Annotated in this window: 16 protein-coding genes; 10 read left to right on the forward strand and 6 right to left on the reverse strand. The window is 48.6% G+C overall.

Features of this window, described 5'->3' with window-relative positions:
- Positions 1-24: 24 nt before the first annotated feature.
- Together NH568_RS19525 and NH568_RS19530 are read right to left on the reverse strand one after the other, a co-directional pair.
- On the reverse strand, positions 25-3,390 hold the full coding sequence (locus NH568_RS19525; protein WP_253050041.1) for a M4 family metallopeptidase: 3,366 nt from the start codon (positions 3,388-3,390) through the stop codon (positions 25-27).
- 379 nt (positions 3,391-3,769) lie between these two features.
- Positions 3,770-4,402, reverse strand: coding sequence for an arylesterase (locus NH568_RS19530; RefSeq protein ID WP_253050043.1), 633 nt, complete (start codon positions 4,400-4,402; stop codon positions 3,770-3,772).
- Here NH568_RS19530 and NH568_RS19535 point away from each other — a divergent pair.
- The gene (locus NH568_RS19535; RefSeq protein WP_138551167.1) at positions 4,401-5,120 is read left to right on the forward strand and encodes an ABC transporter ATP-binding protein; all 720 of its coding nucleotides are present in this window, start codon (positions 4,401-4,403) and stop codon (positions 5,118-5,120) included. The two genes, NH568_RS19530 and NH568_RS19535, sit on opposite strands and share 2 nt — an antisense overlap.
- Complete coding sequence (locus NH568_RS19540) at positions 5,110-7,611, forward strand: FtsX-like permease family protein (protein WP_253050047.1); 2,502 nt, start codon at positions 5,110-5,112, stop codon at positions 7,609-7,611. The genes NH568_RS19535 and NH568_RS19540 overlap by 11 nt, the downstream gene beginning before the upstream one ends.
- Positions 7,612-7,665: 54 nt before the next feature.
- Here the strand turns inward: NH568_RS19540 and NH568_RS19545 are convergent, their stop codons facing one another.
- A complete protein-coding gene (locus NH568_RS19545; RefSeq protein ID WP_253050050.1) occupies positions 7,666-8,454 on the reverse strand; it encodes a penicillin-binding transpeptidase domain-containing protein in 789 nt (262 codons plus the stop codon).
- A gap of 75 nt (positions 8,455-8,529) precedes the next feature.
- Positions 8,530-9,396 (reverse strand): AraC family transcriptional regulator, encoded by an 867-nt coding sequence (locus NH568_RS19550; RefSeq protein WP_138551170.1) that lies wholly within the window; start codon positions 9,394-9,396, stop codon positions 8,530-8,532.
- 377 nt (positions 9,397-9,773) lie between these two features.
- Here NH568_RS19550 and NH568_RS19555 point away from each other — a divergent pair, with 377 nt between their 5' ends.
- From NH568_RS19555 to NH568_RS19570, 4 genes are all read left to right on the forward strand, one after another.
- The gene (locus NH568_RS19555; RefSeq protein ID WP_138551171.1) at positions 9,774-12,746 is read left to right on the forward strand and encodes a TonB-dependent receptor; all 2,973 of its coding nucleotides are present in this window, start codon (positions 9,774-9,776) and stop codon (positions 12,744-12,746) included.
- Between the two features lie 585 nt (positions 12,747-13,331).
- The gene (locus NH568_RS19560) at positions 13,332-14,594 is read left to right on the forward strand and encodes an MFS transporter (protein ID WP_253050053.1); all 1,263 of its coding nucleotides are present in this window, start codon (positions 13,332-13,334) and stop codon (positions 14,592-14,594) included.
- Positions 14,591-15,466 (forward strand): ROK family protein, encoded by an 876-nt coding sequence (locus tag NH568_RS19565; RefSeq protein WP_253050056.1) that lies wholly within the window; start codon positions 14,591-14,593, stop codon positions 15,464-15,466. Before NH568_RS19560 ends, NH568_RS19565 begins: the two co-directional genes overlap by 4 nt.
- Positions 15,463-18,042: a family 20 glycosylhydrolase gene (locus NH568_RS19570; RefSeq protein WP_253050059.1), complete on the forward strand. Its 2,580-nt coding sequence runs from the start codon at positions 15,463-15,465 to the stop codon at positions 18,040-18,042. The genes NH568_RS19565 and NH568_RS19570 overlap by 4 nt, the downstream gene beginning before the upstream one ends.
- 30 nt (positions 18,043-18,072) lie before the next feature.
- Here NH568_RS19570 and NH568_RS19575 read toward each other — a convergent pair whose 3' ends face one another.
- Positions 18,073-19,809 carry an amidohydrolase gene (locus NH568_RS19575; protein WP_253050062.1) on the reverse strand — a complete coding sequence of 579 codons (1,737 nt, stop codon included), beginning with the start codon at positions 19,807-19,809 and terminating at the stop codon, positions 18,073-18,075.
- A 71-nt stretch (positions 19,810-19,880) separates the two neighbouring features.
- Between NH568_RS19575 and NH568_RS19580 the strand changes: the two genes are divergently transcribed.
- Complete coding sequence (locus NH568_RS19580) at positions 19,881-20,561, forward strand: response regulator transcription factor (protein ID WP_253050065.1); 681 nt, start codon at positions 19,881-19,883, stop codon at positions 20,559-20,561.
- Complete coding sequence (locus NH568_RS19585; RefSeq protein WP_253050068.1) at positions 20,558-21,745, forward strand: hypothetical protein; 1,188 nt, start codon at positions 20,558-20,560, stop codon at positions 21,743-21,745. Before NH568_RS19580 ends, NH568_RS19585 begins: the two co-directional genes overlap by 4 nt.
- Here NH568_RS19585 and NH568_RS19590 read toward each other — a convergent pair.
- The gene (locus NH568_RS19590) at positions 21,733-22,197 is read right to left on the reverse strand and encodes an OsmC family protein (RefSeq protein WP_253050071.1); all 465 of its coding nucleotides are present in this window, start codon (positions 22,195-22,197) and stop codon (positions 21,733-21,735) included. The two genes, NH568_RS19585 and NH568_RS19590, sit on opposite strands and share 13 nt — an antisense overlap.
- A gap of 99 nt (positions 22,198-22,296) precedes the next feature.
- Between NH568_RS19590 and NH568_RS19595 the strand changes: the two genes are divergently transcribed.
- Positions 22,297-23,223, forward strand: a complete 927-nt coding sequence (locus tag NH568_RS19595) for a LysR family transcriptional regulator (protein WP_253050074.1) — start codon at positions 22,297-22,299, stop codon at positions 23,221-23,223.
- Positions 23,224-23,323: 100 nt separating this feature from the next.
- Entirely contained in the window at positions 23,324-24,043 is a 720-nt protein-coding gene (locus NH568_RS19600) for a hypothetical protein (protein WP_253050076.1), read from the forward strand.
- Positions 24,044-24,059 lie beyond the last annotated feature (16 nt).

Consider the following 24,059-nt stretch of genomic DNA (forward strand, 5'->3'; position numbering starts at 1 on the left):
CTACATTACTGCGAGCGGTTTTAGTTAATATCGGGTGACTTTGATTTTGAGGTCTTCAATTTCACCGTAATTAAATCTGTTACAAGCATCTGACTTATAGTCATTGGTTGGACGCTCTTCTAATTTAGAGCGCAATACAAACCATTTTGACCAATCCCAGGTGCTGACATTGGGCAGTGTCAGTGATTTTGTGGCGCTGATCCGACAATATTCAGAACCGGAAATTGTGGTGCACTGGCTATTGTCTATCCAGTAGTTGTAGTTTGGATCGTTGTCTAACCCGGATTCAGAAGATGCGAACTCCTCGTTGCCGTCTGCATCCAGCCAAATGGTGAAGCGCACATCACGGTTACCGTTTTGCAGTAAGTTTTCGGCAGTAGAACGAGGCATGAGATTAGTCATGATTTCGACGCTGATATACGTTCTTCTCTTAATGTCGGTGCCGTTTAAAGTGCTCAGACTGTAGCCGTCACGGTTGAACCCTGCTGCGGAGGGGACATTGGCAAGCTGCGTTGAGTAATTGAATAACTTCATGTCGTCGATATAGATGACATCTGCATTAGCGCCGTCACTGATTTTGGCTGGACAAGCGTTTACGGGATCCAGTGAGATACGGGTTTGCTTGGTATCTGTCTCGCTTTGATCGGCGTACTGTATTTGTAGCGATACATCAAATTGACCACCGTTTGCTGGATAGTCAATTATCCCTGGATCTCGAGCGGTACTGGTACGATTATCAAAGCCAAATTGCCAAAAGAATTGTGGGCTTTTTGCGTCATTGACCTGAGAGGTGTTAGTGAATTTGACCCGATTGCCATCTAGATACTGCACCTCAAAATCAGAGATCAGCGGCAGGTTATCAGAGTCTACATCCATCATCACGTCCACAACCTGAGCGTTGTCTGCAACACCACAGGCATCCAACAAGGAATAGTCAAACTCGTTGTTAGTAATAGCGACACGCAGCAGGCCAAGACCACGGTTAGTCTGCTGATCAAGCGTGAACTTGACGTTATTCCCTGCGATGGTTTGATTTGACAGTATTGCTTCATTCGATTCCATCAGCCCGTTTTTGTTGCCATCAAAGTACACGGAAACACGTTTGCCGCTCAGGTCCTGTGCAAAGCTCAGAGTGTGCTCTCTCGGTTTTGCGACGGGCCATGGTGCGTCTAGTTTTGCTCTGTATCCGGCGTTGAGCCCCGACAAAGTAAAGTTATTGATAGACAGAGTGTTGGTGTGCAGTACAGCGTTGTTCATAAATGGCTCACAGCGCAACGCTGCAGGGCGGCTATAAAAGTGGTTGTACGCCGACTGGGTTACCTGGTTACCATTGTGATCCTCGGTAGTTACATTGACAGAGAATCGGATCAGGGTGTCTTCAACAACCTGTTTACTGCGTTGTAAAAAGGGATAGATAGGCGTGCCACTATCGCGCTGCCAGCTCTCGCTTTGGCCGTCTCCCCAGTTCACATCAATGCTGCGGATATTATCTTGATTGATACGACTTAAATCATAGCTGGCCTGGTTGTAGTTAAGCCATGCATCGGCATCCAATGTCGACAGTCCGATTCCAGTAGAAATACCGACACCAGCAAGGCTGAGAGATACGTCTGATTTTATCTGGTTCAAAGATTTGTTACCGACTTGAATGTGGGCGGTTTGATCAACCAGACAGAAGCCAAACTCATTTAAAGACATGCCTGAGAATAGACAGCCAGACGTGTTGGCGCGCAAAAATAAACGATAGGCTTGCTGGATGGTCCAGCCTTGGGTTTTGACAAGCTCGTAAAACGCTTTTCTCAATACACCGCCATTGTCATGGCCTGTTTTAGCTGTGGTAAAATCCTTGACGTGATCTATGCTTCGGCCATCCCAGGAAGGTAACTCAAAGAAACGTGCAGCCTTATCCTGTGGGAAGACATCCCAGCCATACCACCACTTACGGTTCTTAGTATACAACCCTGTTTGGTCAGTAAATTGATCAGCAAATGCCTGAGACTGTGTGTAAGCGCCTGATGCGGTATGTTGATAATAGTCGAGTATTGCAATCGCAGAGATATCGGATAGTCCTTCGTTAATTGCACTGTCGACGTCCTCTCTTCCCAATCCAGAATTCCACTCGGTAATAGCATGGGCTATTTCGTGTGCCGCGATACTCATACCAGTCAGAGCAAAATACTCATATCCGCCGTTGCCCGAGCCATAGTTAACAAACTCACCATCCCAGGAAGCGGAGTTAGTGCCAAAAATGGTGTTTCGGTTTACTTTCTGGGAAAGTGGTTTAATACAGTAGCCACTGCTGTCACAGTCAATGCTTTGCTGTGGGTACAAAGTCTTGAGTTGTGTGTGGAAATACTGCATAACCAGGCCAGCGTTAAAATGTGCTTCGTTTGCCGGGCTGTAGCTATAGTAGGCGTCAAATGTTTGGTCAATTTCGCGTTTTACAAAGTTTTCGTTATTTGTCTGACAGACATAAGAAACCGGGGTCGTTTCGGAGACAGTTGCATCGTAAGTCACCACATAAGGGTTATCTAAAATACAGTTGTTATTTTCTTTTTTGACGATGAATGGGTAGCCATTAAACTCAGAAAAAATAGCGTTCTGGCTCAGGTCTTCAAATCTGAGCTCAGCACCTTGAGGGGCAATTTCATCAAACTGATAGCTGGTACAGTTTTGCATACTGTCGGGGCTGGGGGAGTAACATATTGCGCCTAGCTTGTCGTTACCTCCGATGCCACCACCGGCAACATACCCTGCGTCTTTCAGTGAGTCAGGAGAAAACGCAAACGACATATTATAAGACTTAGAAACGACAGTGAGATCGTCACCATTGAGCAGTATCTTTTCTTTTCTATCTTTAAATGTCGCAAAAACTTCGATGACAGGGACCAATACATCACTTTTGATAAAAAAGGCTTTTTCGTAACTATACTTGGTAACATCACTTAGTTCAGGCAGTGCTTCAATGTGTTGGCTGAGCTGAGTATGTGCCATGTCGTGAAACTGAGCTCGACCCTGAGGTGCAACCCCTGAGATTAAACTGCCCATCGCCTGGCGGATCTCACCATGGTTATTGCGTGCTATCACCAGGTTACTTGATAACACCGGATAATTTCCGACATAAGCACGATAGTGTTCATAGACAGTAGGAGCCCCGGTTCTTTTTGTTAATTTATAGTGAACTTTATGTCCTGTTTCTTCCGCGGTTAGTCTGCCGGCCTCAAGTGTTGACGCTGAAAATGAGTGAGGGTGACCTTGCGAAATAACCTGTTTCAGGTCGTCCCACAGAAATTGTTTGTTATGCAGTGACTGAGATTTGATGTCAGCGAGTGCGCTGGAAATGGGCAGCGCAGCAACACCTAAACCAAATAAGTACCCCAAATGTTTCATGCAGTTTGTCCTTAATGAGTGTCAATATATGGCCTTATATGACCTTGATTAGGTGAAAAACTCTAATGTCAGTGCTGGATAGTATATTAATTAAATAAATTGTTGCAAATGTTTATTTTATGTTCAGTTTGTGTTTCTTTTGGGTTTATTTTTAAGTCTGCAATAATTTGGTGGAAAGTGTCTTCCCATGTCATTGTTTTTGTTTCTACAGCTTAAGGAATAGCTAATTGTGGATTGCGACCATTGGAATAAAAATTTCTTATTTTTGTAATCTCTTTGATGTGATAATTCTGTTAAAGACAGTGGCGGAGGGGCAGCTTGATCTACTTTTGCAGCGATGCGTAGATCAAGTTAATCATTTTTGCGGGTTTATGGATGGTTATTTTGCAGCGGTTGTGAGCCATTGTGCGATGCGCTCATACATGAAATCCCGAATGAGAGGCTGAGCTTTTTCATTGGGGTGCAGATTATCGTTTTGCATCAGGCTGCGATCTGCTGCAATGGGCAGCATAAAGTAATCCATTAGATAGGCCCCGGTTTGTTTTGCTACCAGTGGGTAGCTATCGGCAAACAGGGTGCTGTAGCGCTGACCATAATTTGGCGGGATCTGGATTTGCATTAACGCCACTTTGGCCCCACTTGCCTGGCTTTTGTCAACCAGCTCGCGCAGGTGTTTGCGGATCAGTTTAGGCGGAAAGCCTCGCAGGCCGTCATTGGCACCCAGCTCTATCAGTACGTGGCTGGGCTGGTGGCTTTCAAGTTGTTTGTCTATCGTGAGCAGCGCATTGTCTGTGGTTTGTCCCGAGACACTGGTATTGACCAGAGTGATCGGTTTTTGCTCTGCCTCGTATTTATTTTGTAACAAATTAACCCAGGACGGTGCTTGTTTGAGACCATAACCGGCGCTTAAGCTATCACCAATGATCATAATTTTGGTATCGTTGGCGTTCGCTTTTAATACTAAAAGTGTGCCGAAGATCAATACCACCAGTTGTAGGAAAAATCGCATCATGTCAGTGCTTTCTCAGTTAAATATTATTCAGGTTAAGGAGTTGGGTAAAACCGTCAGTACCTTTGAGGGTGACCTCACTATCCTTAGCGATATCAATTTTTCTGTCAAGTCAGGGGAGTCAGTGGCAGTGGTGGGCACATCTGGCTCGGGCAAATCAACATTGCTTAGTTTGCTTGCTGGCTTGGACATTGCCAGCAAAGGGGAAGTCTATCTCGATGGTGAAGCACTTCACCAACTCAATGAAGAGCAGCGCGCACGCCTCAGAGCCGAGAAAGTCGGCTTTGTATTTCAGTCGTTTATGCTGGTGCAAAGCCTCACAGCATTGGAAAATGTGATGCTGCCTGCGGAACTGGCCGGAGAAAAAAATGCCCGTGAACAAGCTCAGGCGCTGTTGGAAAAAGTGGGCCTGGCACATCGGGTTGGCCACTATCCTTCTCAGTTGTCGGGGGGAGAGCAACAACGTGTTGCCATCGCGCGTGCATTCATCGGAACACCAAAAATCCTGTTTGCCGATGAACCCTCCGCGAACTTGGACTCAAAAAATGGCCACCTCATTGAAAGCCTGTTGTTTGATTTAAACAAGCAGCATGGCACAACTTTAATCCTGGTGACACATGACGAAGATCTGGCAAAACAGTGTGACCGTATCATTCATATCGAAGGTGGTCAGCTGGCAAAGATCCGTGACGGAGAGGGAGTAGCTGCACATGTGGGTTAAACTGGCGCTGAGATTATTTTTTCGCGAGCTGCGCCGTGGTGAGCTGACCATCATTTTTGCCGCTATTGCCTTGGCGGTACTGACGGTCTTCAGTTTGAGCTCAGTCACAGAGCGGATCCGGCTCAACATTGAACAGAAATCTGCCGACTTCATTGCCGCGGACCGTCGCCTATCGAGTAACCATGAGTTAGATGCGCGCTACCTCAAAGTCGCACAAGACTTTGGGCTCGAAACGGCACAAAATATTTTCTTCGACTCCATGCTATTCGTAAATGATGAATTGGTGCTTGGGTCGATCAAAGCGGTGAGCAATAGCCATCCGTTGCGCGGAAAGATCACACTCAGAGATACGTTGCAAGGTGAACAGTACGACATTGCTGCGGCGCCCGCTAAAGGAGAAGCCTGGCTCAGTGAAGGCCTGTTTTACACGCTTGGCCTTAAGGTGGGTGATCAGGTAGAAATTGGTGCGGGTATGTTTACCGTCACGAAAGTGCTGGTACAGGAACCTGATTCTGCCTTTTTCTCGTTAGCTGGCAATAAACGTGTGTTACTGAATATTGCCGACATACCAACCACGCAAGCTGTACAGCCTGGCAGTGATGTTTTTTACCGCTTACTATTCGCAGGCGATGAGCAGCTCCTGAAAGAATATTATAACTGGCTTAAACCTCAACTGAGAGAAAACCAAAACTGGCAGGGTGTTAAAGACCGGCAATCCCCCTTGGGTGAAAATCTGGAACGCTCGGAGCGGTTTTTACTGTTGGCGGGTTTATTTGGCATTATGCTGGCGGCGGTTGCCATGGCCGTATCTGCCAAACGCTACTGCGAGCGCCAGTATGATCCGGTTGCTATGATGAAAACTTTAGGAGGCAGCCGCGACACAATCAAACGGATATTTTTTATGCATTTGTCGCTGGTCACTGTGAGTTCTTTACTGATTGGATTGGCAATTGGGTATGGTTTGCAGGAGGTCGCCGTTGACTATCTGACACGCTTTGTCGCCAATGAGCTACCGGCTGCCGGACCTCGCCCGTGGATTTTGTCTATTGCCATAGGGGTGGTGTGCGCGCTGATGTTTTCTCTCAAACCGCTATTGGACCTGTTTGACATTCCACCTTTGCGGGTACTCAGGAGAAGTCTGGGTGACAAACTGGCTGTAAGCCGCATACATATGGCTGTGTCGGTTGGTACCATATTCATGCTGATGTGGCTATTCAGTGGCGATATCAAAACCACCTTACTGCTGTTTGCCGGCACCGCGACTCTGATGGCCGTGTTGTTTGGTTTGTCTCGATTATTTTTCAGTGCGGGTCGTAAACTTGGCCTGAGCCCGGGGAACAGCTGGTCTCTGGCCATTGCGACCTTGCAAAAGCGGGCAAACGCAAATGCTGTGCAACTGATCAGTTTTGCATTGGCTATTAAGCTTATGTTGTTCCTGTTCGTACTGAAAAATGACATGATTTCTGACTGGCAGATGCAGGTACCTGAGGATGCGCCCAATGCCTTTATGATTAATATTGGTGAGCGCGATGTTGACCAGTTTAAGCAGTTTTTTGCTGAACAGAACATTCACCATGAGGCGTTTTATCCGGTCTTTCGGGGTCGAGTCAATGCTTTAAACGGAGAGGCGTTTGCGCGTCGGGTATCCAAGCAAGAAGGAGAACAGGAACAAGAGGATACGCGCAGTGGCGTGGGTCGTGAACTCAACCTGACCTGGACGGACACGCTGCCCGATGGTAACGAAATTCTGGAAGGTCAATGGTTTGAGCAAACCGATGAATTGCAGGTGTCTGTATTTGAAGGGACAGCAGAGCGGGTCGGCATTGAGTTAGGAGATACGCTAACTTTCCTGGTGAATACCCAGACATTCGAAGCGAAAGTAACCAGCATTCGCAGTGTTGATTGGGGAACACTCAAGCCAAACTTCGTAATGATCTTTAACTCGGCAATGGCTGAACGACTACCGGTGACTTATTTCACCGCGGCCAAACTGGAAGAAAACCATGTGCGTCCGGTCAGCCGGATGTTATTGCAGTACCCCACCGTGAGCATGATTGACATCAAAAATAACATCGCTCAGGTGCAGTCGATGATAGCTCAGGTGTCGCTGGCAATCGGGTTTGTATTATCTATTGTATTGATCAGCGGTGCGTTGGTCCTCATCTCTCAGGTGCAAGCCAGTCTTGCAGAACGTATGCAGGAGGTGGTTATTCTTCGTACGCTGGGGGCCAGAGGTAAACTGATTAAGCTTGCGACGCTCTATGAATTTTTATTACTGGGGGCACTTGCGGGTTTCGTGGCAGCGTTGGTGAGCGATATCACTTTATTGATCATTCAACAGCAACTGTTTGATGTTGAGGGTCGTCTGCACCCTTACGTTTGGCTTTTAGGGCCGCTGTCCGGCGCGTCTTTTGTGGCACTGATAGGGTATTTTATGGTGGCACATACGATGCGGCAAAATACCCAGGGGTTGTTACGTAAAGTGGCCTAGTCGTCTTGTGACGAAATGCCGTGGTGTGTGCAAGTATCACACGCCACGGCGGGCTCACAATATCTTCATCTCGTGCAGCGTCGCTTTAGCAATTTCGACTCGCGTTGCTGCCATGTCTTTAAAAGTCTTAGCATTCATATTGAAAGCAAAGTAATGACGCCCCTGAGCGTTTTCAACCATGCCAACATACCACCCCAGATACTCGCCTTTTGCGACTGGGCCGGTCCCCGTTTTGGCAAAGAGCTTTGTGCCTTCGGTTTGCTCCTGTAAGAAAATCTTATTAAACGCCTGGTAGGTAGCGGGCTTTAGTTTGAATGCATGCGACTGCAATCGACGTAAAAATTCGACTTGCTCGACTGCACTGAGTTTTATACTGCTGTTCAGCCAGAACTTATCGTGTGGACCACTGATGTCGCGGTTCCCATAGTTAAAGTCATCCAAATACTGTTGCATCAGGGGTTTGCTAAGCAAGTTTGTCCAGGTTTGGTATAAGGGTAATGCAGAGTATTTAAATGCGTCTTCAGGTGTGATCAACTCTTTGCGCCAGGCATCAAACCACCATGATTTGGCTGGATACTTGGCATGATCTATCTGGTAGCCTTGCCCGGGCTTGATGGTATCTGTGTCCAACAAGATCAGGGTGTTGGGGATCTTATAGGTTGAAAATGGCGTGTAGGTCTGAGTTGCACGCGTTTTGTTTACAAATTGCCACTGTTGGGTGCGCTCGCTATAAACCGCCATTGTACAGGCTTGCCCGTCCTGACAAGCTGGCAGTGTTGCCTCGGTAGTAATGACACTCGCTATTACCAAAGGGGCAAGTGAAAGAGACGAGAGAACTGGCATAGGTATATCCTTAGTTATTTTTATTTGCTCGCGCTCATCATAGAAACACAAACTTACCTTAGCCTGAACCGTTTTTTATATCAGTGCTTTTTGCTGTACTCGTGCACGAAACTGACTGGGTGTGCATTGCTTGATTGCCAGAAAGCGACGGTTAAAATTAGACAAGTTATTAAACCCACACTGATCACTGATTACTGTGATTGGGGCTTTGGTTTTGAGTAGCAGTTTACAGGCTTTGGCAATCCTCAATTGGTTGATGAATTCGGTGACCGTGCACTCGGTGCGCTTTTTAAAGAAACGGTGAAAATGATTAGTACTCATATGGGCTTGTCTGGCCAAAAGCTCGGCACTTAGAGGTTCGGTGTAATTGTCGTAGATGTAATTGATCACATGATCAAACTTATCTTTGGCGGGGTCCAGCTGCTTGGCAAAGCTGAATTCCATGGTTGAAAGGGTGTGGTATTGACTGCCCGCCATCAGATTAAGAAGTTGAAAGAGTAAAATATAACGCTCCAACGGAGTGGCATTTTGCATTTTCCGAAACAGCTTTTCACTTTTTTTAGCTGTGTCTGTGTCAAAACTTAAACCGCATTTGGCGTGGTCCAGCAAGGTGTGTAACCCCTGAAGTTCAGGGTTTTGTTGCAGCTGTTGCTGTAACCAGGGAGCCGGAATTTGCGCAACATGCACAATATGTTTACTGCCATCTGTATTGTCACGGGACTGCCAGGTGTGTGGTAGTTCCGGGCCCATTAACACCAGGTCGTAATCTCCATATGATGCGATGTGATCGCCAATATGGCACATTCCCTGGCTATTTAAAGTCAGGCAAATTTCATATTCAGGATGATAGTGCCAGTTAAAAGGAATTTCTTCTAGCTGATACAGGCAGTATCGCCATGAACAATTATGAGACGGAATGACTTTTTCACACATTGCTTTCATGGCATTACTCCTTTACATAAATCGACTGATGGCTGTACAGACATATTTTTACGTCATAATTTGCTCTATCCAGTTATATTCGCGCCTTGGTCTCTAAATGGTGATGCATTTCACTTATCTTGTAATATTATTCTATGCATTATGCTTAAAAAGGTACAGTTTATTAACAAAGGTTAAGGGAAAGCGTGCATAATGCATGTACCTAGTTCGTTACTAAGTATTAGAAATAAAATGACAGCGCTGTTATCTGATAGGTTTGTACCGATATGGGTTTGAAAATGCAAACTTATAAAGTACAAGCCTGTTCAAATAGGGAAAGTGCCTGGTGATTATTTCGTCAGACGTACATCTTAAGAATATAGAATAAGAGGAAAGAGATGAAACATTGTAATGCAGCATTCAGATTGTCTCGTATTTCATTTGCGGTAACCGCCGCAGTGATTTCGAGCACCGCTTTTGTCATGCCAGCTCAGGCTGAGCAAGAGGAGTCTGTTGAAGTCATTGAAGTTCGAGGGATCCGCGCTTCGACAGAAAAAAGCCTGAACACAAAACGCTTTGCCGATGGAGTAGTCGACTCTATCACTGCGGAAGACATTGGTAAGCTTCCCGACGTCACAATTGCTGATTCTCTACAACGGGTTCCGGGTATTCAGATCCGTCGTAGCGCTGGTGAAGGCTCGACGATTAACGTCCGGGGTATGCCACAGGTTACAACGCTACTGAATGGCGAGCAATTTCTAAGTGCAGGTTCACTGACCACAGTACAGCCTGACTTTACGGATATTCCGTCTAGCCTTGTTGGTGCGATGGATGTAATGAAATCGCCTACCGCAGATACGCTCGCAGGGGGGATTTCTGGTACGGTTGATCTTAAGACTCGCAAGCCATTTGATTTGGAGCAAGGGTTTAGCGGTGCGGCATTGATTGAAGCATCACGGGGCTCTTATTCAAAAGAAACGGACCCTAAAGCGATGATTGCAGCGGGCTATAACGCAGATCGTTTTGCAGTGCTGGCAACCCTGACCAGAGACGAAGTGAACCTGGCGAACTACCGTTTTGGTTCGACCAACCACGGCTGGGGTTATGCGCCGCAAGAGGACGGCGGTTGTTGGTATTGTCCTGCAGGTGATATCAATGGTGACGGGGATACCGATGATGCAGAATTCACTTATGTGAGTTACGGGATGGTTAACAGGTTTACCGAGCGTGAACGTACCGGTGGGAGTTTGAGTTTCCAGGCCCAGCTCAGTAACAACTTTGAACTGAGCGCAGACGTTTTTTATACCAAAATGGATGATGCCGACCGCCAGCGTGGCTTGATGGCCGACAATGCCTGGGGTGGTCACTGGGACTGGCAAGAGCAGCATGATGCCATCGACAGGGGTAAAACGGATGGCGGCTACAACCTGTACACGGCTCAGGACATTACCCTGCATGCACCGCGTGTGGTTGCGCATTCGGAAAGTCATACCAATGAGCGTGAGTCTACCAACTACAATTTCGAGCTGACTTACAAAGGCGACGGCAACTTTTCGGGCAAAATGCGTGTTATTACAGCGGATGCAGAGCGCATGCATACTGAAAACGTTGCGCAGGGCTATATGACCAGTGGTCTGGCGCATAATCTGCGTCGTAACGAAGGCAACGGCCCGATTGCCGTAAACCCGGGAGGTTATGGTCCGGGCACTGTGCCGGTCAGGCTGAATTATCAGGGCGATCATCCGGTACTGGTTCCACCCAGCGAGCTGCAAGGCGAAGTGTTTGGTTCTAATATGAATCGCTACTCAGTGGTGTCGACTTACTCCGAAAACAACTTCAATGAAGATGCTAGCCTGGATATCATCCGTCTGGATGGTGAGTACTTGTTCGATGATCTGGGCTCACTGACCAAGATGAGTTTTGGTGCTCGCTTGGGTAACCGTGATGTTTCACGTGAGCAGTATGTGCTGCTGGCTCCATTTAGCAATCCAGTTGGTGAAGGCAGTGTCGATGTTATGTGGAAAGACCAGGGCCTGGCGGCATTTGATACTGACGGTAGCGGCGGTGTGCCAAGTGCATCTGATGGTGACCTGACCATGGGCTATGACACTCCGTATACGTTCGATAAACTGCCTGAAGGCTGGATCCAGCAGGTCTCTGACTTTGGTCCGGTGAATGGTGGCAGCTATTTCTTCATTGATCCCCGTCAGCTGGATGACCCGTTTGCGTTCCAGAATCAGCTTTATCCGGGCAACAAGAAAGGCGGCGTACCAGGCAGCACCTATGAAGTTGAAGAAGAAACACAAACGCTCTACTGGCGCGCAGATTTCTCCACTGACCTCTACACCGCAAACGTGGGTTTCCAGTACATTAAAACGGATCTGGATATACTACAAAACGTGATTGGTGATTCTATCTGTGTTAACTGTCCGGGCTCTGTGGCTGCAGATGCCGGTGATATTAATACCAGCAAGTCATTCAGTGACTTCCTGCCGTCATTAAACCTGGCGGTTAATCTGAGTGATGACGTCATCTTCCGCTCTGCCTGGGGCAAAACCATGACACGCCTTGACCTGAGCGCGATTGCTGGTGGATTGCAGGTCAGTCGCTCACGTGCTGGCGACGATCTGGCTGCACGTGAAGGTATTTCGCCAGACTTGTTGATTGCAACGAACGCGACTATGCAGGGTAACCCGGAGCTTGAACCCTGGCGTGCAACCAATACCGATGTGGCATTGGAGTGGTATTTCTCTCCAAGTGCATTGGTGAGCATTGGTGTGTTCAACATTCAGCTGAAATCCTTCATTGAAACCAGCACCTGGACAATGCCATTGGCCGATGCGGATGGGGTTGTACGTCGTGAAGTGAGTGTCACCGGTCAGGTAAATGGCCAGGGTGGTACGATGAATGGTGCTGAATTCACTTACCAGCAGGCATTTGACTTCCTGCCAGGGTTCTGGAGCGGATTCGGCGCGGCATTCAACTATACCTACTCTGATAGTGAAAGTGGCCGGGTGGATTTCTATGGTGAAGCGTTACCATTACAAGATAACTCTAAAGAGTCTTCTAATGCTGTACTTTGGTATGAAAAAGATGGCTTCCAGTTCCGTTTAGCTGCAAACCATCGCTCTAAGCGCCTGGCTCAGGTTACCACCACAGGTGGTATGGGCGATACCGCCATCTGGACGGAACCAACCACCTACATTGATATTTCGGCTAGCTATGATGTGACTGATTATCTGACGGTTTACATGTCGGGTAGTAACCTGACAGAGGAATACGAATCCAACTACGCACAATGGAAAGACAACCGTATTTCACAAAACGTCTACGAGCGTCGTCTGACACTGGGTGTACGCGGTCGCTGGTAATTCTCCCTCGGGCCTGAGTAGGTAGTTCAGGCCTTTTCTTTCCGGCTGTCTCAATTAAATGCACTGTGAACATGCTTCTACGATAGTGTCTTGATGATTTTTTCTCACTCAATATATTTTTAAAACTCAGAAACTTACCAACCCCCATCGTTGTCGAATGAAAAAATGGCAACACCTGAACTAAATGAGTTGCAGATTGACGTCGATAATGCGCTTCACTCATATTAAAGAACCTAAAGAGTATAATTTATTAACTTTTTCATATGGCAAGTTGAATAATAGTTTAGTCTTGCTTTTCATTCTGATGAGTCAATATGGTTCGTCTGGTGAGAAGGCTAAGCTTACTGATGGTTACCCCGTTTTTAGCGTCATTGAATGCCATCAACCGCACTAGAAAAGTATTAGCAATTGTTTGAATTGTGCCGCTACAGCGCTGGCAATGGCGGCACACTAGTCTTACCAACGAGTTAAGGCGGTGGCTATCCTTAGCAGGATCCCCTTGGATCATTGAGTTTGTCTGCCCACAAACTGATTCCAAACTAGTCACCGCCTTTTTATCTCTCAGTTCATAACAAGGTAAGACACATGAAACCCAATTACGTCGTGGTTGCCCTGGTACTGGTGACCTTCTTTATGGTGTCCTTTTTCACCAATATTCTCGGTCCTATATTTCCGCAGCTTATAAGCAGCTTTAACATAGGTTTGACTCTGGCCGGTTTATTTCCCTTTGCATTTTTCATCGCCTACGGGGTGATGTCTATTCCTGCTGGATTGCTGGTTCAGCGCTTTGGAGAGAAGCGCGTTATGCTTGGAGCATTTGTGTTGGCTGGTTCCGGTGCGCTGTTGTTTGCAGTAGCACCCGTGTTTTTAGTCGCTATGCTGGCGCTATTTTTGATTGGCACCGCGATGGCAATGTTGCAGGTTGCTATTAACCCCTTGCTCAGGCGCAGCGGCGGCAGCGCGCACTTTGCTGTGTTCTCTGTACTGGCTCAGTTACTGTTTGGTGCAGCTGCGAGTCTGTCGCCTTGGGTGTACGTCACGCTCGCCACTCAAATACAGGCGTCTCCTGCTGATTTCAGCTGGATCCCTTCATCCATGCCCTGGCTCAGCATGTACTGGTTGTTTGCACTGTTAAGTGTGGTGATGCTGATCTGGATTAGTCTGGTCAGGTTGCAGGCAGTTGAACGCAGTGATGAGGAAAAGCTGAGTGTAAAGGCTTGTATGGTGTATTTTCGTGACCCTGTTGTAGTGCGGTTCTTTTTTGCGATTGTGGCGTATGTGGCATTGGAGCAGGGCATCGCCAACTCTATTTCGGTGTTTTTGCAGACCTATCATCAAATAGAGACAGCTCAGAGCGCGCAAGTGATCAGCCGCTTCTGGATGATGCTGACGCTGGGGTGTGTGCTGGGTTTACTGCTACTGAAACTACTTGATGCAAAACTGGTGCTTTTGTTGTTTTGTCTGGGGGCAGCGATGAGTCTGGTTGTGGCTCTGACAGGCAGTGCGCAGACCGCGTTGCTCGCATTTCCGTTGTCCGGATTCTTTTTGTCTGTGATGTGGTCAGTACTGTTCTCTTTGGCATTGAACTCTGTGCCAAGTGGTCATGGCACTGTCTCTGGTGTGTTGTGCACGGGGATAGTGGGTGGTGCGCTTGCCTCTCCCTTGATTGGTATTCTGACTCAGCTGAGTGGCTCGTTGCAGCTGGCATGTTTTATTCTGTTGTTGCCACTGGGATACATCGCCTGGATTGCATGGTGGGCAAAACCTATCGTGAAAAACCACACCATTAAAACATTCTGGCAAAAGAAAGCCCTTTCAACTGAGCAACAGGAAGTGGCAAACCAATGAGTATGATAGTCAGTGTTGACCTGGGTGGAACCAAGGCACAAGTCGCCCGGGTTGATGAGCAGGGTGTTTACGATGCCCGTCGCTATAGTGTGCCTGCCACCGCAACCAAGTCGCAAGTTAATGATTTTATAACTGGGATTGTTGCTGAGCAGCTAAATACACAGTGTTGTGGTATAGCGATTGGTGTGCCCGGCATGGTTGATCTCAGCAGTGGCACTGTGCTGGAGACCGTAAATATACCTGCCTGGCAGGATGTACCACTGGCTGCTCAATTAAATGCGTATTTTTCTCTTCCTGTAGTTGTTAACAATGATGTTAACTGTTTTACTATGGGTGAATATTGTTATGGTCATCACTATCTGTCTGGCACTGGCTTGCATACACCTGTTCCTAACCTGTTGGGTGTGTGCCTGGGAACCGGGCTCGGTGCTGGGCTAGTTTTTGATGGTCGCCTGTATAGCGGAAGGCATTGCGCCGCGGGGGAGTTTGGCAGTTTTCCGTATCGAGACGGGATACTGGAGCATTACACCAGTGGGCAGTTTTTTCTGAAGCGCGGGACGAATGGCGCTGAGCAGGCATTGCTTGCACAACAAGGAGATCGCTATGCGCAATCTCTGTTTGATGAATTTGGAAGCCACCTGGGATATGCGTTAGCGCAAACTTTGTTGGCCTTTGATCCAGATAAAATAGTACTCGGTGGTTCTGTTAGTCAGTCGTATGACTTATTTGAGCGTGCTATGTGGCAAAGTCTGGCCAGGCAAACACATCCGGCGTTGTTTAAACGACTGGAAATAGCCGTCGGTACATTAGAGCACGCAGCACTGCGTGGTGCATATAAGTTGTTTCAGCAACAGCTTTCGGAGGGAATATGAAGAAGTTAGCTTGCCTGTTTATGGTGCTGTTGAGTGCCCCGGCGGCTCTGGCAATGACGCAAGGACAGTTGAATGAAATTGCGGATACACTCCAGGTCCGTTACCACCTGATTGACTCTATGCCGAAACACTGTCCGGAACCTGCTAAACAGTGTTATTTATCTGAGCTAAGATTGCGCTCACCGGTGCGTTATCCGGGGTCTGATTGGGCTATTTATTTCAGTCAGCTGATGCCCATATACCAGGTTGAGTCGGCATTGTTTAAGATTGAGCATTTAAATGGTGACTTACATCGTCTGACACCCACAGCGGCGTTTCGTGGATTTTCATCGGATGATGAGCACGTAGTGCGTTTTTATACGCAAAACTCACAGATCACGCGCTCTGAGTTTATGCCCAACTATATTTTGGCGGACCAATCGCACAATCTGACCCCCAGAGTGATTGCCAGTACGCGGCCGGTTCGTGATGAGCATACTTTGCTGGAACAGCAGCCTTACCTTGCGCCGTTCGACTCATATAATCAATTACGTGTGAGCGATAAAGATCAGACTCCCTGGATGGGCGCGGCCCATCTTGCGCAGCACCAGTCGGCGCCTGAGTTTACCCATGCACCGCAGGGCGTCATTCCCAAGCCCAGACAGCTGAAGGTAGTGTCTCAGGGACGGATTATGCTAGACAAAGGCGTTCACTTTGAATTGGCGGGTGTTAATCTGGCACAGCTGGAAATGGCTGGTAAACGACTTGCTCAACTGGGCGTTAAGCAGACCAAAGAGGGGCTGCCGGTCAGAGTCACTGTCGATCCCTCATTGTCAATCGAACGAGAGGGGTATCAACTGAACAGTTCCACCCACGCCATAGACATTAAGGCGTCCAGTGCCGCGGGAGCCTTCTACGGCGTGCAAACGTTAATAGGATTAATGGACCTGAAAACACTGACTATCCCCAGTGTATCCATCGAGGATTCACCCCGATATGCGTTTAGGGGGCTGCATATCGACAGCGCTCGTAATTTCCGCTCCAAGCAATTTATACTGGATACCATAGTGCAGATGGGCGCGTATAAACTGAATAAGCTGCACTTGCATCTGGCTGATGATGAGGGCTGGCGGCTGGCTATTGCAGGCCTGCCTGAGTTGACAAAAGTTGGCGGATTACGGTGCCTTGAACTCAGCGAAACGCGTTGTCTGTTGCCGCAATTGGGCGCAGGAACGGGCACGGGGGCGCCACGCAATGGGCATTACTCTCAGCAGGATTACAGCGATATTTTGCGCTTTGCACAAGCACACCACATAGAGGTTATTCCCTCGTTGGATATGCCGGGTCATTCTCGGGCCGCCATCATTGCCATGGAAGCGCGCTATCGCTCTTTGATGGCCAAGGGTAAGTCTGAGGCGGCCAATAAATATCGTCTGGTGGAGGACGCCGACACCACGACGTACTCTTCTATCCAGCATTACCATGACAACACGCTAAATGTGTGTTTGCCTGCCACCTATCGATTTGTTGACAAGGTACTGACAGAACTTCAGCGTATGCATGAGATGGCGGGAGTGCCGTTGAAAACCTACCATATAGGTGCCGATGAAACTGCGGGTGCCTGGCTGGACTCTCCAGCGTGCCAGGCCCTGAACAAGCAACAAGCCATTACCTCAATGAACGGCTATTTCATCGAGAAAGTTGCTGCAATGGTGGCCGAAAAAGGGATAACAGTAGCGGGCTGGAGTGATGGCCTGAGTGATGTGGACCCGGCGAAGATGCCAAAGCATGTGCAAAGCAATGTCTGGAGCACGCTGAGTGAACAAGGCCACAAGGTTGCCCATCAGCAGGCTAACCTGGGTTGGGATGTTGTGTTGTCACTGCCGGATGTCACTTATTTTGATTTTCCATACCAGTCTCACCCTCAGGAACGCGGCAATCATTGGGCGAGCCGAGCGCTAGATACTCGTAAAGTTTTTGAATTCATGCCAGATAACTTGCCAATTCATGCCGAGTTCTGGCGTGACGTGCTTTCGCATACTTATAGTGCAGATGACAGGGAGTCTGGCCTTGCGAAAGGCGCAGGGTATATTGGCATGCAAGGACATCTGTGGAGTGAGATGATCCGGGACGATTTACAGGCCGAATACATGTTGTACCCGCGCCTGCTGGCTCTGGCCGAACGTGCCTGGTATAAGCCTGCCTGGGCTGTACCTTATCAGAGTGGTCGGGTTTTTGATGATAAAAGTGGCTACTTTAAGGCCAAAAACCGGCAGTTGCGTGAACAGGACTGGCAACGTTTTGTGGCCTTGTTAGGCTATCGGGAACTCCCCAAGCTGACACGTCAGGGGCGTTTTTTCCGTATTCCTACCGTGGCTGCAAACCGGCGCGATGACGGTACACTTAACCTGTTTAGTGAATTACCCGGGTTTAAACTGGAGGCACTGATTAATGGCCGCTGGGTAAACTATCATCCGAAACTGGACTTTGATGCCGTAAATGCCGTGCGTGCGGTCTTGCCGGATGAATCGCGAGCAGGCCGGTCATTGCCTTTACCAGCGCCGGTTGAGCCAACAGTTAGCCCCCTGGAAAATTAAAAAAGGGGCTGACCGTAGCCCCACTATGACCTAACGCTGGTAAACAATCTCGCCATCGAGTAGTGTCATGACTACCTGTGCATTGCGGATCTGTGTGGCCGTGGCTTCAAATAAATCTCGGTCAATGACCACCAGATCAGCCAGTTTACCGGCTTCAATGCTACCGACACGTTGCTCCTGGCGCATGGCATAGGCGCTGCTAAGCGTGTAGGCTTCTATCGCCTGTGCCAGCGTAATGGCCTGCGGCTGACGAGAAACCGCATTGCTTAATCCGATGAATGGATTAAACGGGCTGACATTCCAGTCGCTTGATAAGGTGAGCGTGGCCTTGTTGTCAACCAGGCTGCGAATAGGCACCAAATCCTGCGCCCGCTGTGCACCAATTAAGGGGATGGTGTCGGGCCAGTGGCTCGGATCTGTAAAGTCTCCGGCAACTTGTGCATCGGCAATCACCCCCAGCTTGTCAAAGCGTGGTAAATCAGCAGGGTCAACGACCTCCAGGTGGGTAACTCTGTGGCGGGCTTGTCCATTTGAGGCCTTTTCAATAGCGTTTAACGCTTCATGAATACCACGGTCACCAATACCGTGGATATTAAAGTCAAAGCCCGTTGGTTCCAGCGCTTTGATGTACTTTTCAAGTCGTGCCTGAGAAAAGTAATTCAACCCCCGGTTGCCATCCAGTTCCAGCCAGTTTTCCAGGTAGGGTTCATGCATCGCGGCTGTGGTATTGACTAAAATACCATCCATATAGAATTTGACCTGGTTAACCTGTAGCAGCTCGGCTGGGTTACTCTGGTACAAAGATTTAAGTTTCGCCAACTGGGTGGTATCGTTCATTTGTGGGTAAGCCCATAGCCCCAGCGCGACACGCAGTGTTAATTTGTCTTCTTTCGCAACGCGCTGCCAGGTTTCCAGGTGACCACGTTGCCAGTAGGTGCGCGCATCACTGATGGAGGTGATGCCTGCCTTGTTGAGCTCAGGCATGGTGTATTCAATCAGGCCCAGGTAGTCACTCTGTGCAGCTTCCGGAAGTGACTGCATGGCCAGCTCCATGACCTGGTTGCCCGCATTGTCGTACAAAATACCGTTGAGCGCCCCTTGCTCATCGCGACCCAGCACCCCACCAATAGGGTCAATGCTTCTGGCAGACAGGCCGGCAAGCGCCAGTGCTTTACTGTTTACCCACATAGAGTGAGAAGTTTGTTCCATAATGATCACCGGGCGGTCAGGCACGGCTTCATCGAGTACTGCCAACGGAGAATCAGACATCTCCAGCAACGTTGATATTTCATGGCCATAGCCGATCAGCCAGGCAGCCGTGGGGTGTTGGCTGGCTGCGTAAGCTACTTCGTCTATGTATTCTCCGGCGGTTGCTGCGGCAGGCACCGTAAACTGGGTCGCCTCCGAGGCTGACTCAAGCGGGTGCATATGCACATCATGGAAGCCGGGCAGCATCATCTTACCCTGCAAGTCGATATGATGTGTGGTTTCGCCGATATACTGCTGAGCTTGTTCATTGCTGCCAACCAGGACAATTTTGTTGTCTTGCAGCACCACGGCCTGTGCCCATGGTTGCTCAGTATTCACTGTGTATATTCGTCCATTGGTAAAGACCATAGTGGCGCTATTAATATCACTGGTCTGCACTACATTCGGGGTGCTTGTCGGCTTCGTAGTTGGACTCGTTGTTTGATTGTCTGAGTTACAGCCACTGAGGGCTAAACCGGCTATCAGAAAGCTGCTGGTGATCATCTTTGTTGCTCGCATTGTTGACTCCTCGTTGATGCCGATACACTATCAATAGCATGGTAACCACAAGGTAACAGTATAGAGGTTAAATGCTGATCTTATTGGTTGAAGACGACTCGGTTCTGGCTGCGCAAACCATCGACTTTCTTAACGCTGAAGGGATTGAGGTGGATTATGCCGCAACGCTTGCCAGCGCAAAAGAGATTGCGGCCAAAAATGCCGCTTTTGACAAATACGATGCGATTGTTCTGGACATGGCATTGCCTGATGGTAACGCATTGAGTTTGTTGCAACAAACACTGGCGGGGTTTGACGCTCCGGTATTATTCTGCACTGCCGCAACGGCACTGGATGATAAGCTGGCTGCATTTGAGGCTGGGGCACTCGATTATTTAACCAAACCCTTTGCGCTGCCGGAATTGGCAGTGCGAGTCAAGTTACTAGCGGGCAAAGTAAGTAAACAAAATCAGGTCTTTGAGCTGGGTGATCTGCATATCGACTTTTCGGCAAAAATTGCCCGGCGAGGCAGTCGCACCATAGTGTTATCGCCCCAGCAATGGCAATTGCTCGCATTACTGGCTGAGCAGGCTCCGGCTCCTGTCAGTAAAGTCCAAATATTGCGCCATATCTGGCCGGACAGTGAGGTCAACAACAATATGTATAAATCATTGATAACCAGGCTGAGACATAATCTGAGCCGGGGAGATGAAGCGTCAATGATACACACGCTCAAGGGACAGGGCGTAGCATTGAGAGAAACCGCGTCATGAAGCAAAAAACGCTCAGGTGGTATCTGGCCAGGCGATTGTTTTTGCTGTTTAGCATCTTTTCTTTGATCTGGATTTGGGTAGCCAGTCAGGTTTACCACTATGCCTGGGATGGCACATCAGAGTATTATCTTTATCAGGATCTGGAGGTGGCGCTGTCGGGCCAGCTAAAATTACCTTATGAGGATACCGGCAAGTTCATGGGTCACTGGCAAGATCTGCCCACAGGCTATCAGCGTACTTTTGAGCGTCATGGGTTAGGGCCTGACGAACAGACTCGGGAATTCACACAGTTGCTCACACTGGGTGAAGACTATGTGTATATTCTGCGCTATGCAGAGATACCGGCCGAACCGCTGTACATTGTGCATCGCATTGCCGGGCAGGATTCGCCCAGCCTGCTGGTGGTGTTTATTGCCCTGACGCTGGCGCTGTTTGTGCTTGCCGCCCTAATATGGTGGCCCACTCATCAACGTATTGTGCGCGAGTCTGAACAACTCACTGCGTCTTTGAGGTCACCGGATAGCAACCTAACCCAGTTTGAAGAGTTTGCTTCTCAGTCTATTCTCGCTGCCACTGATGCTTACGCACAAGACTATGCCCAGCAACAGGAGCGGCTGTATTCCGCCTTTTTAAGTCATGAACTTAATACGCCGCTGGCACAGATCCAAAATACGCTGGCACGATTTGGGCAGCTGGATGAGCTGCCTTTAGATGCTTTACCTCTATTAACTCAGCTTGAACAAGCAGGCCAGGATCTGGTTTTGCTGAGTGAGGCTATTTTGTTGCTGTGTCGAGCTGATCAGGCACGTCTGACAGTAACGGAACTGAGTGGGGCTCTGATAAGCTGGCAACAGACTTGGCAGCAACAAGGCCTGTGCATAGAGCTGAATCTGCCAACAGAGCCTGTCAGCCAGCCAGTTCAGCTGCGTCTGTTGACTTTACTCCTGACGCAGCTGGGCAAAAACGCGCTGCAACATGGTGAAGGCACACTCGTTGTAACACTGGATAATAGTGGCATGACCTTTTCCAATCGAGTTGGTCAACAGCAAGCACATCACGGTCAGGGATTAGGTACCCAAATTATTGCCCGCGTATGTGCATGTTTTGGTTGGCGGGAACAGCATCATTCGCATTCGGAGCAGCAATTTACGCTAACGATCCATTTTTCCGGTTACACCGGTTGAACCAGTACCTCGGTTTTAACAGAGTTGGCTATAAAGCACAGCTCATGAGCCTGATGATGTAACATGTTCAGGCTGATCTGGTCTTGAGTATTATGTGTGGCCAGGGTTACTTCGGGGCGCAGGATAACCTGGATCATGACCATTTTTCCTGTGCTGTCTTCACTGAGAGTGCCGACAGCCTTGTCTTCGTAACTTTCTACCACAACGTCTGATTTTGCAGCCAGGTGAAGGAAAAATAGCATATGACAACTAGACAAGGAGGCAACAAACGCTTCTTCCGGATCCGCATATTCAGGCACTGAATATGGCTGTGGCACGATGTGTGGTGATGCAGAAGCTGAGAGCTTCGCTCCGCCACCCAATTGCCATTGGTGTGCGCGGCTGTATTGTTGTTCGGTAAAACGCTCATTTTGGTTGAGCTGCCAACGAATAGTTGCATGATATTGGGACATTTTATTACTCCAGATTGTGATGACTGACATCAGTATGGAGTTGAATTGCTATGAGTAAAAGCGATAATAACTCAACCTGTTATTAATTAAATTCACATCATGATTGAGGCAAATATTTCGCTGACTGCACTACAAAGCTTTGCCGTGGTCGCAGCTGAGCTGAGTTTCACCAAAGCCGGCCAGATTCTGCACAAAACCCCCAGCGCGATTAGCCACCAAATGAAACAACTGGAACATCAGCTCAATGTGCAGTTGTTTTACAGAAAATCCAAAGGCGTATTATTGACACCAGCAGGCAAGTTACTAAAGGCGGATGTCAATCACGGATTGGCACAAATCAACGCAGGGATCCGCCAGGCCAGACTTAAAGCGCAAACTGACAGGCAGACTCTCGTTCTTGCGGTGATCCCTTCATTACTTGAACACTGGCTGTTGCCCAGGCTCAGTCGCTTATACACAGCGCTGCCTGCCATTCAACTGGAGCTGATAGCAATGGACCAGCTGGCCGATTTCGCCAGCAATCGGGTTCATGGTCATCTGCATTTCGGTCGGGGAGAGTTTGCTAATTTGGACAGTCGCTGGCTGGCCGATGAGTATACCTATCCCGTGATTTCACCGACGCTTCGCCAGCAATATCCTCATTTGTCTTCGGTCAGAGACTGGATTGGGCAAGTGCCCTTACTGGCTTATCGTGGTGGGGTCGAGGATGCGCCAGCAAATCTTGGCTGGGAAGCATGGCTGAATCGCTTTAACCCATCAGACGCTCGGGTGCCGCGTGTTAACACCTTCAGCCATGTGGGTCTGGCGATAGGGGCGGCCAAACATGGCCAGGGTATGGCCCTGGGTTGGCACCACATTGTACATCATGCCCTGAATCGTCGAGAGTTAGAGCAACTCCCTGTTGAACCACTCAAGTTGGCATTTTCTTACCATCTGGTAGCCCCCAAATGCCAATGGCTCCGGCCAGAAATGGTGGCTTTATTTGAGTGGCTCAAATTAGAATTTTCTCTCTCATCAATCGGGTGAATTTCAGGCAGAAAATTGCCCCAACTTTTGGCTGCATGACTATACTCTGAGCGAACATTTCCAGAATAAATGGACTGGCGCTTTATAGAGAGAAGGAATAATGGAGTTAAATACGTTAAGTACGCGCATTAGTGCGGGGTTTGTACTCGCCTTTTTGATCCCCGCTGCAATTGTCATTGCGGCACTTTTTCAGCTTGCTGAGCTGGAGCGCAGCAGCACTCACTTTAGTGGCAATGAACTGGCCAGTGTTAAGCATATGCAGGCGCTGAGATCGAATTTTGAGGACTCTAAACTCGAGCTGAAATCCTGGATGGCAGGTGGTGGTCAGCAGCACCTGCAAGGAAGGCGAGAGGCCTGGCAAAACATCGACGAATCTCTTTTCAAGATAAAGCGGCTATCTTTATCTGCGTTGAATCGTGATCAGGTTGTAATGCTGGAAGCAAAACTGGGCGAAGCCAGGTTAGTGCAGCAGAAAATAGAAGCTGTGGCCCAAACCGAAGAGAACTTTCCTGGGCTACAAATTCTGTTTAATCAGGCAATGCCCAGAGCTGAGCGGATCCAAAATGCGGTAACCTTGTTGATAGAGCGAGAAGAAGAACTCGCTGGAGGAGAGCAGCGCAAGCAGCTTCTTAAACACCTGGCCGATTTTAGGGCCAGCTTCGCCAGTGCAATGAGCGCTGCAAAAGCATTTTTACTCAGTAATCAGGAGTCCTATTTCAGGGATTTTGAGGAATATCACTCGTGGCATGAAGATGCCTGGTTAAGCGTTCAGCAGCAACAGGCATTGATGGATTTGAAACGGCCGCTTTGCTGCGCATGAATGATGAGACCAAGCA

Source organism: Pseudoalteromonas sp. XMcav2-N (genome assembly GCF_024124545.1).
In the GTDB taxonomy this organism is placed as follows: domain Bacteria; phylum Pseudomonadota; class Gammaproteobacteria; order Enterobacterales; family Alteromonadaceae; genus Pseudoalteromonas.

Excerpts from the sequence above, each read along its gene's own strand:
- NH568_RS19565 (WP_253050056.1), top strand. The coding sequence starts at position 14,591 with ATGAGTATGATAGTCAGTGTTGACCTGGGTGGAACCAAGGCACAAGTC.
- NH568_RS19525 (WP_253050041.1), bottom strand. The coding sequence starts at position 3,390 with ATGAAACATTTGGGGTACTTATTTGGTTTAGGTGTTGCTGCGCTGCCC.
- NH568_RS19560 (WP_253050053.1), top strand. The coding sequence starts at position 13,332 with ATGAAACCCAATTACGTCGTGGTTGCCCTGGTACTGGTGACCTTCTTT.
- NH568_RS19590 (WP_253050071.1), bottom strand. The coding sequence starts at position 22,197 with ATGTCCCAATATCATGCAACTATTCGTTGGCAGCTCAACCAAAATGAG.
- NH568_RS19545 (WP_253050050.1), bottom strand. The coding sequence starts at position 8,454 with ATGCCAGTTCTCTCGTCTCTTTCACTTGCCCCTTTGGTAATAGCGAGT.
- NH568_RS19600 (WP_253050076.1), top strand. The coding sequence starts at position 23,324 with ATGGAGTTAAATACGTTAAGTACGCGCATTAGTGCGGGGTTTGTACTC.
- NH568_RS19570 (WP_253050059.1), top strand. The coding sequence starts at position 15,463 with ATGAAGAAGTTAGCTTGCCTGTTTATGGTGCTGTTGAGTGCCCCGGCG.
- NH568_RS19575 (WP_253050062.1), bottom strand. The coding sequence starts at position 19,809 with ATGCGAGCAACAAAGATGATCACCAGCAGCTTTCTGATAGCCGGTTTA.
- NH568_RS19530 (WP_253050043.1), bottom strand. The coding sequence starts at position 4,402 with ATGATGCGATTTTTCCTACAACTGGTGGTATTGATCTTCGGCACACTT.
- NH568_RS19550 (WP_138551170.1), bottom strand. The coding sequence starts at position 9,396 with ATGAAAGCAATGTGTGAAAAAGTCATTCCGTCTCATAATTGTTCATGG.
- NH568_RS19580 (WP_253050065.1), top strand. The coding sequence starts at position 19,881 with ATGCTGATCTTATTGGTTGAAGACGACTCGGTTCTGGCTGCGCAAACC.
- NH568_RS19555 (WP_138551171.1), top strand. The coding sequence starts at position 9,774 with ATGAAACATTGTAATGCAGCATTCAGATTGTCTCGTATTTCATTTGCG.
- NH568_RS19595 (WP_253050074.1), top strand. The coding sequence starts at position 22,297 with ATGATTGAGGCAAATATTTCGCTGACTGCACTACAAAGCTTTGCCGTG.
- NH568_RS19585 (WP_253050068.1), top strand. The coding sequence starts at position 20,558 with ATGAAGCAAAAAACGCTCAGGTGGTATCTGGCCAGGCGATTGTTTTTG.
- NH568_RS19540 (WP_253050047.1), top strand. The coding sequence starts at position 5,110 with ATGTGGGTTAAACTGGCGCTGAGATTATTTTTTCGCGAGCTGCGCCGT.
- NH568_RS19535 (WP_138551167.1), top strand. The coding sequence starts at position 4,401 with ATGTCAGTGCTTTCTCAGTTAAATATTATTCAGGTTAAGGAGTTGGGT.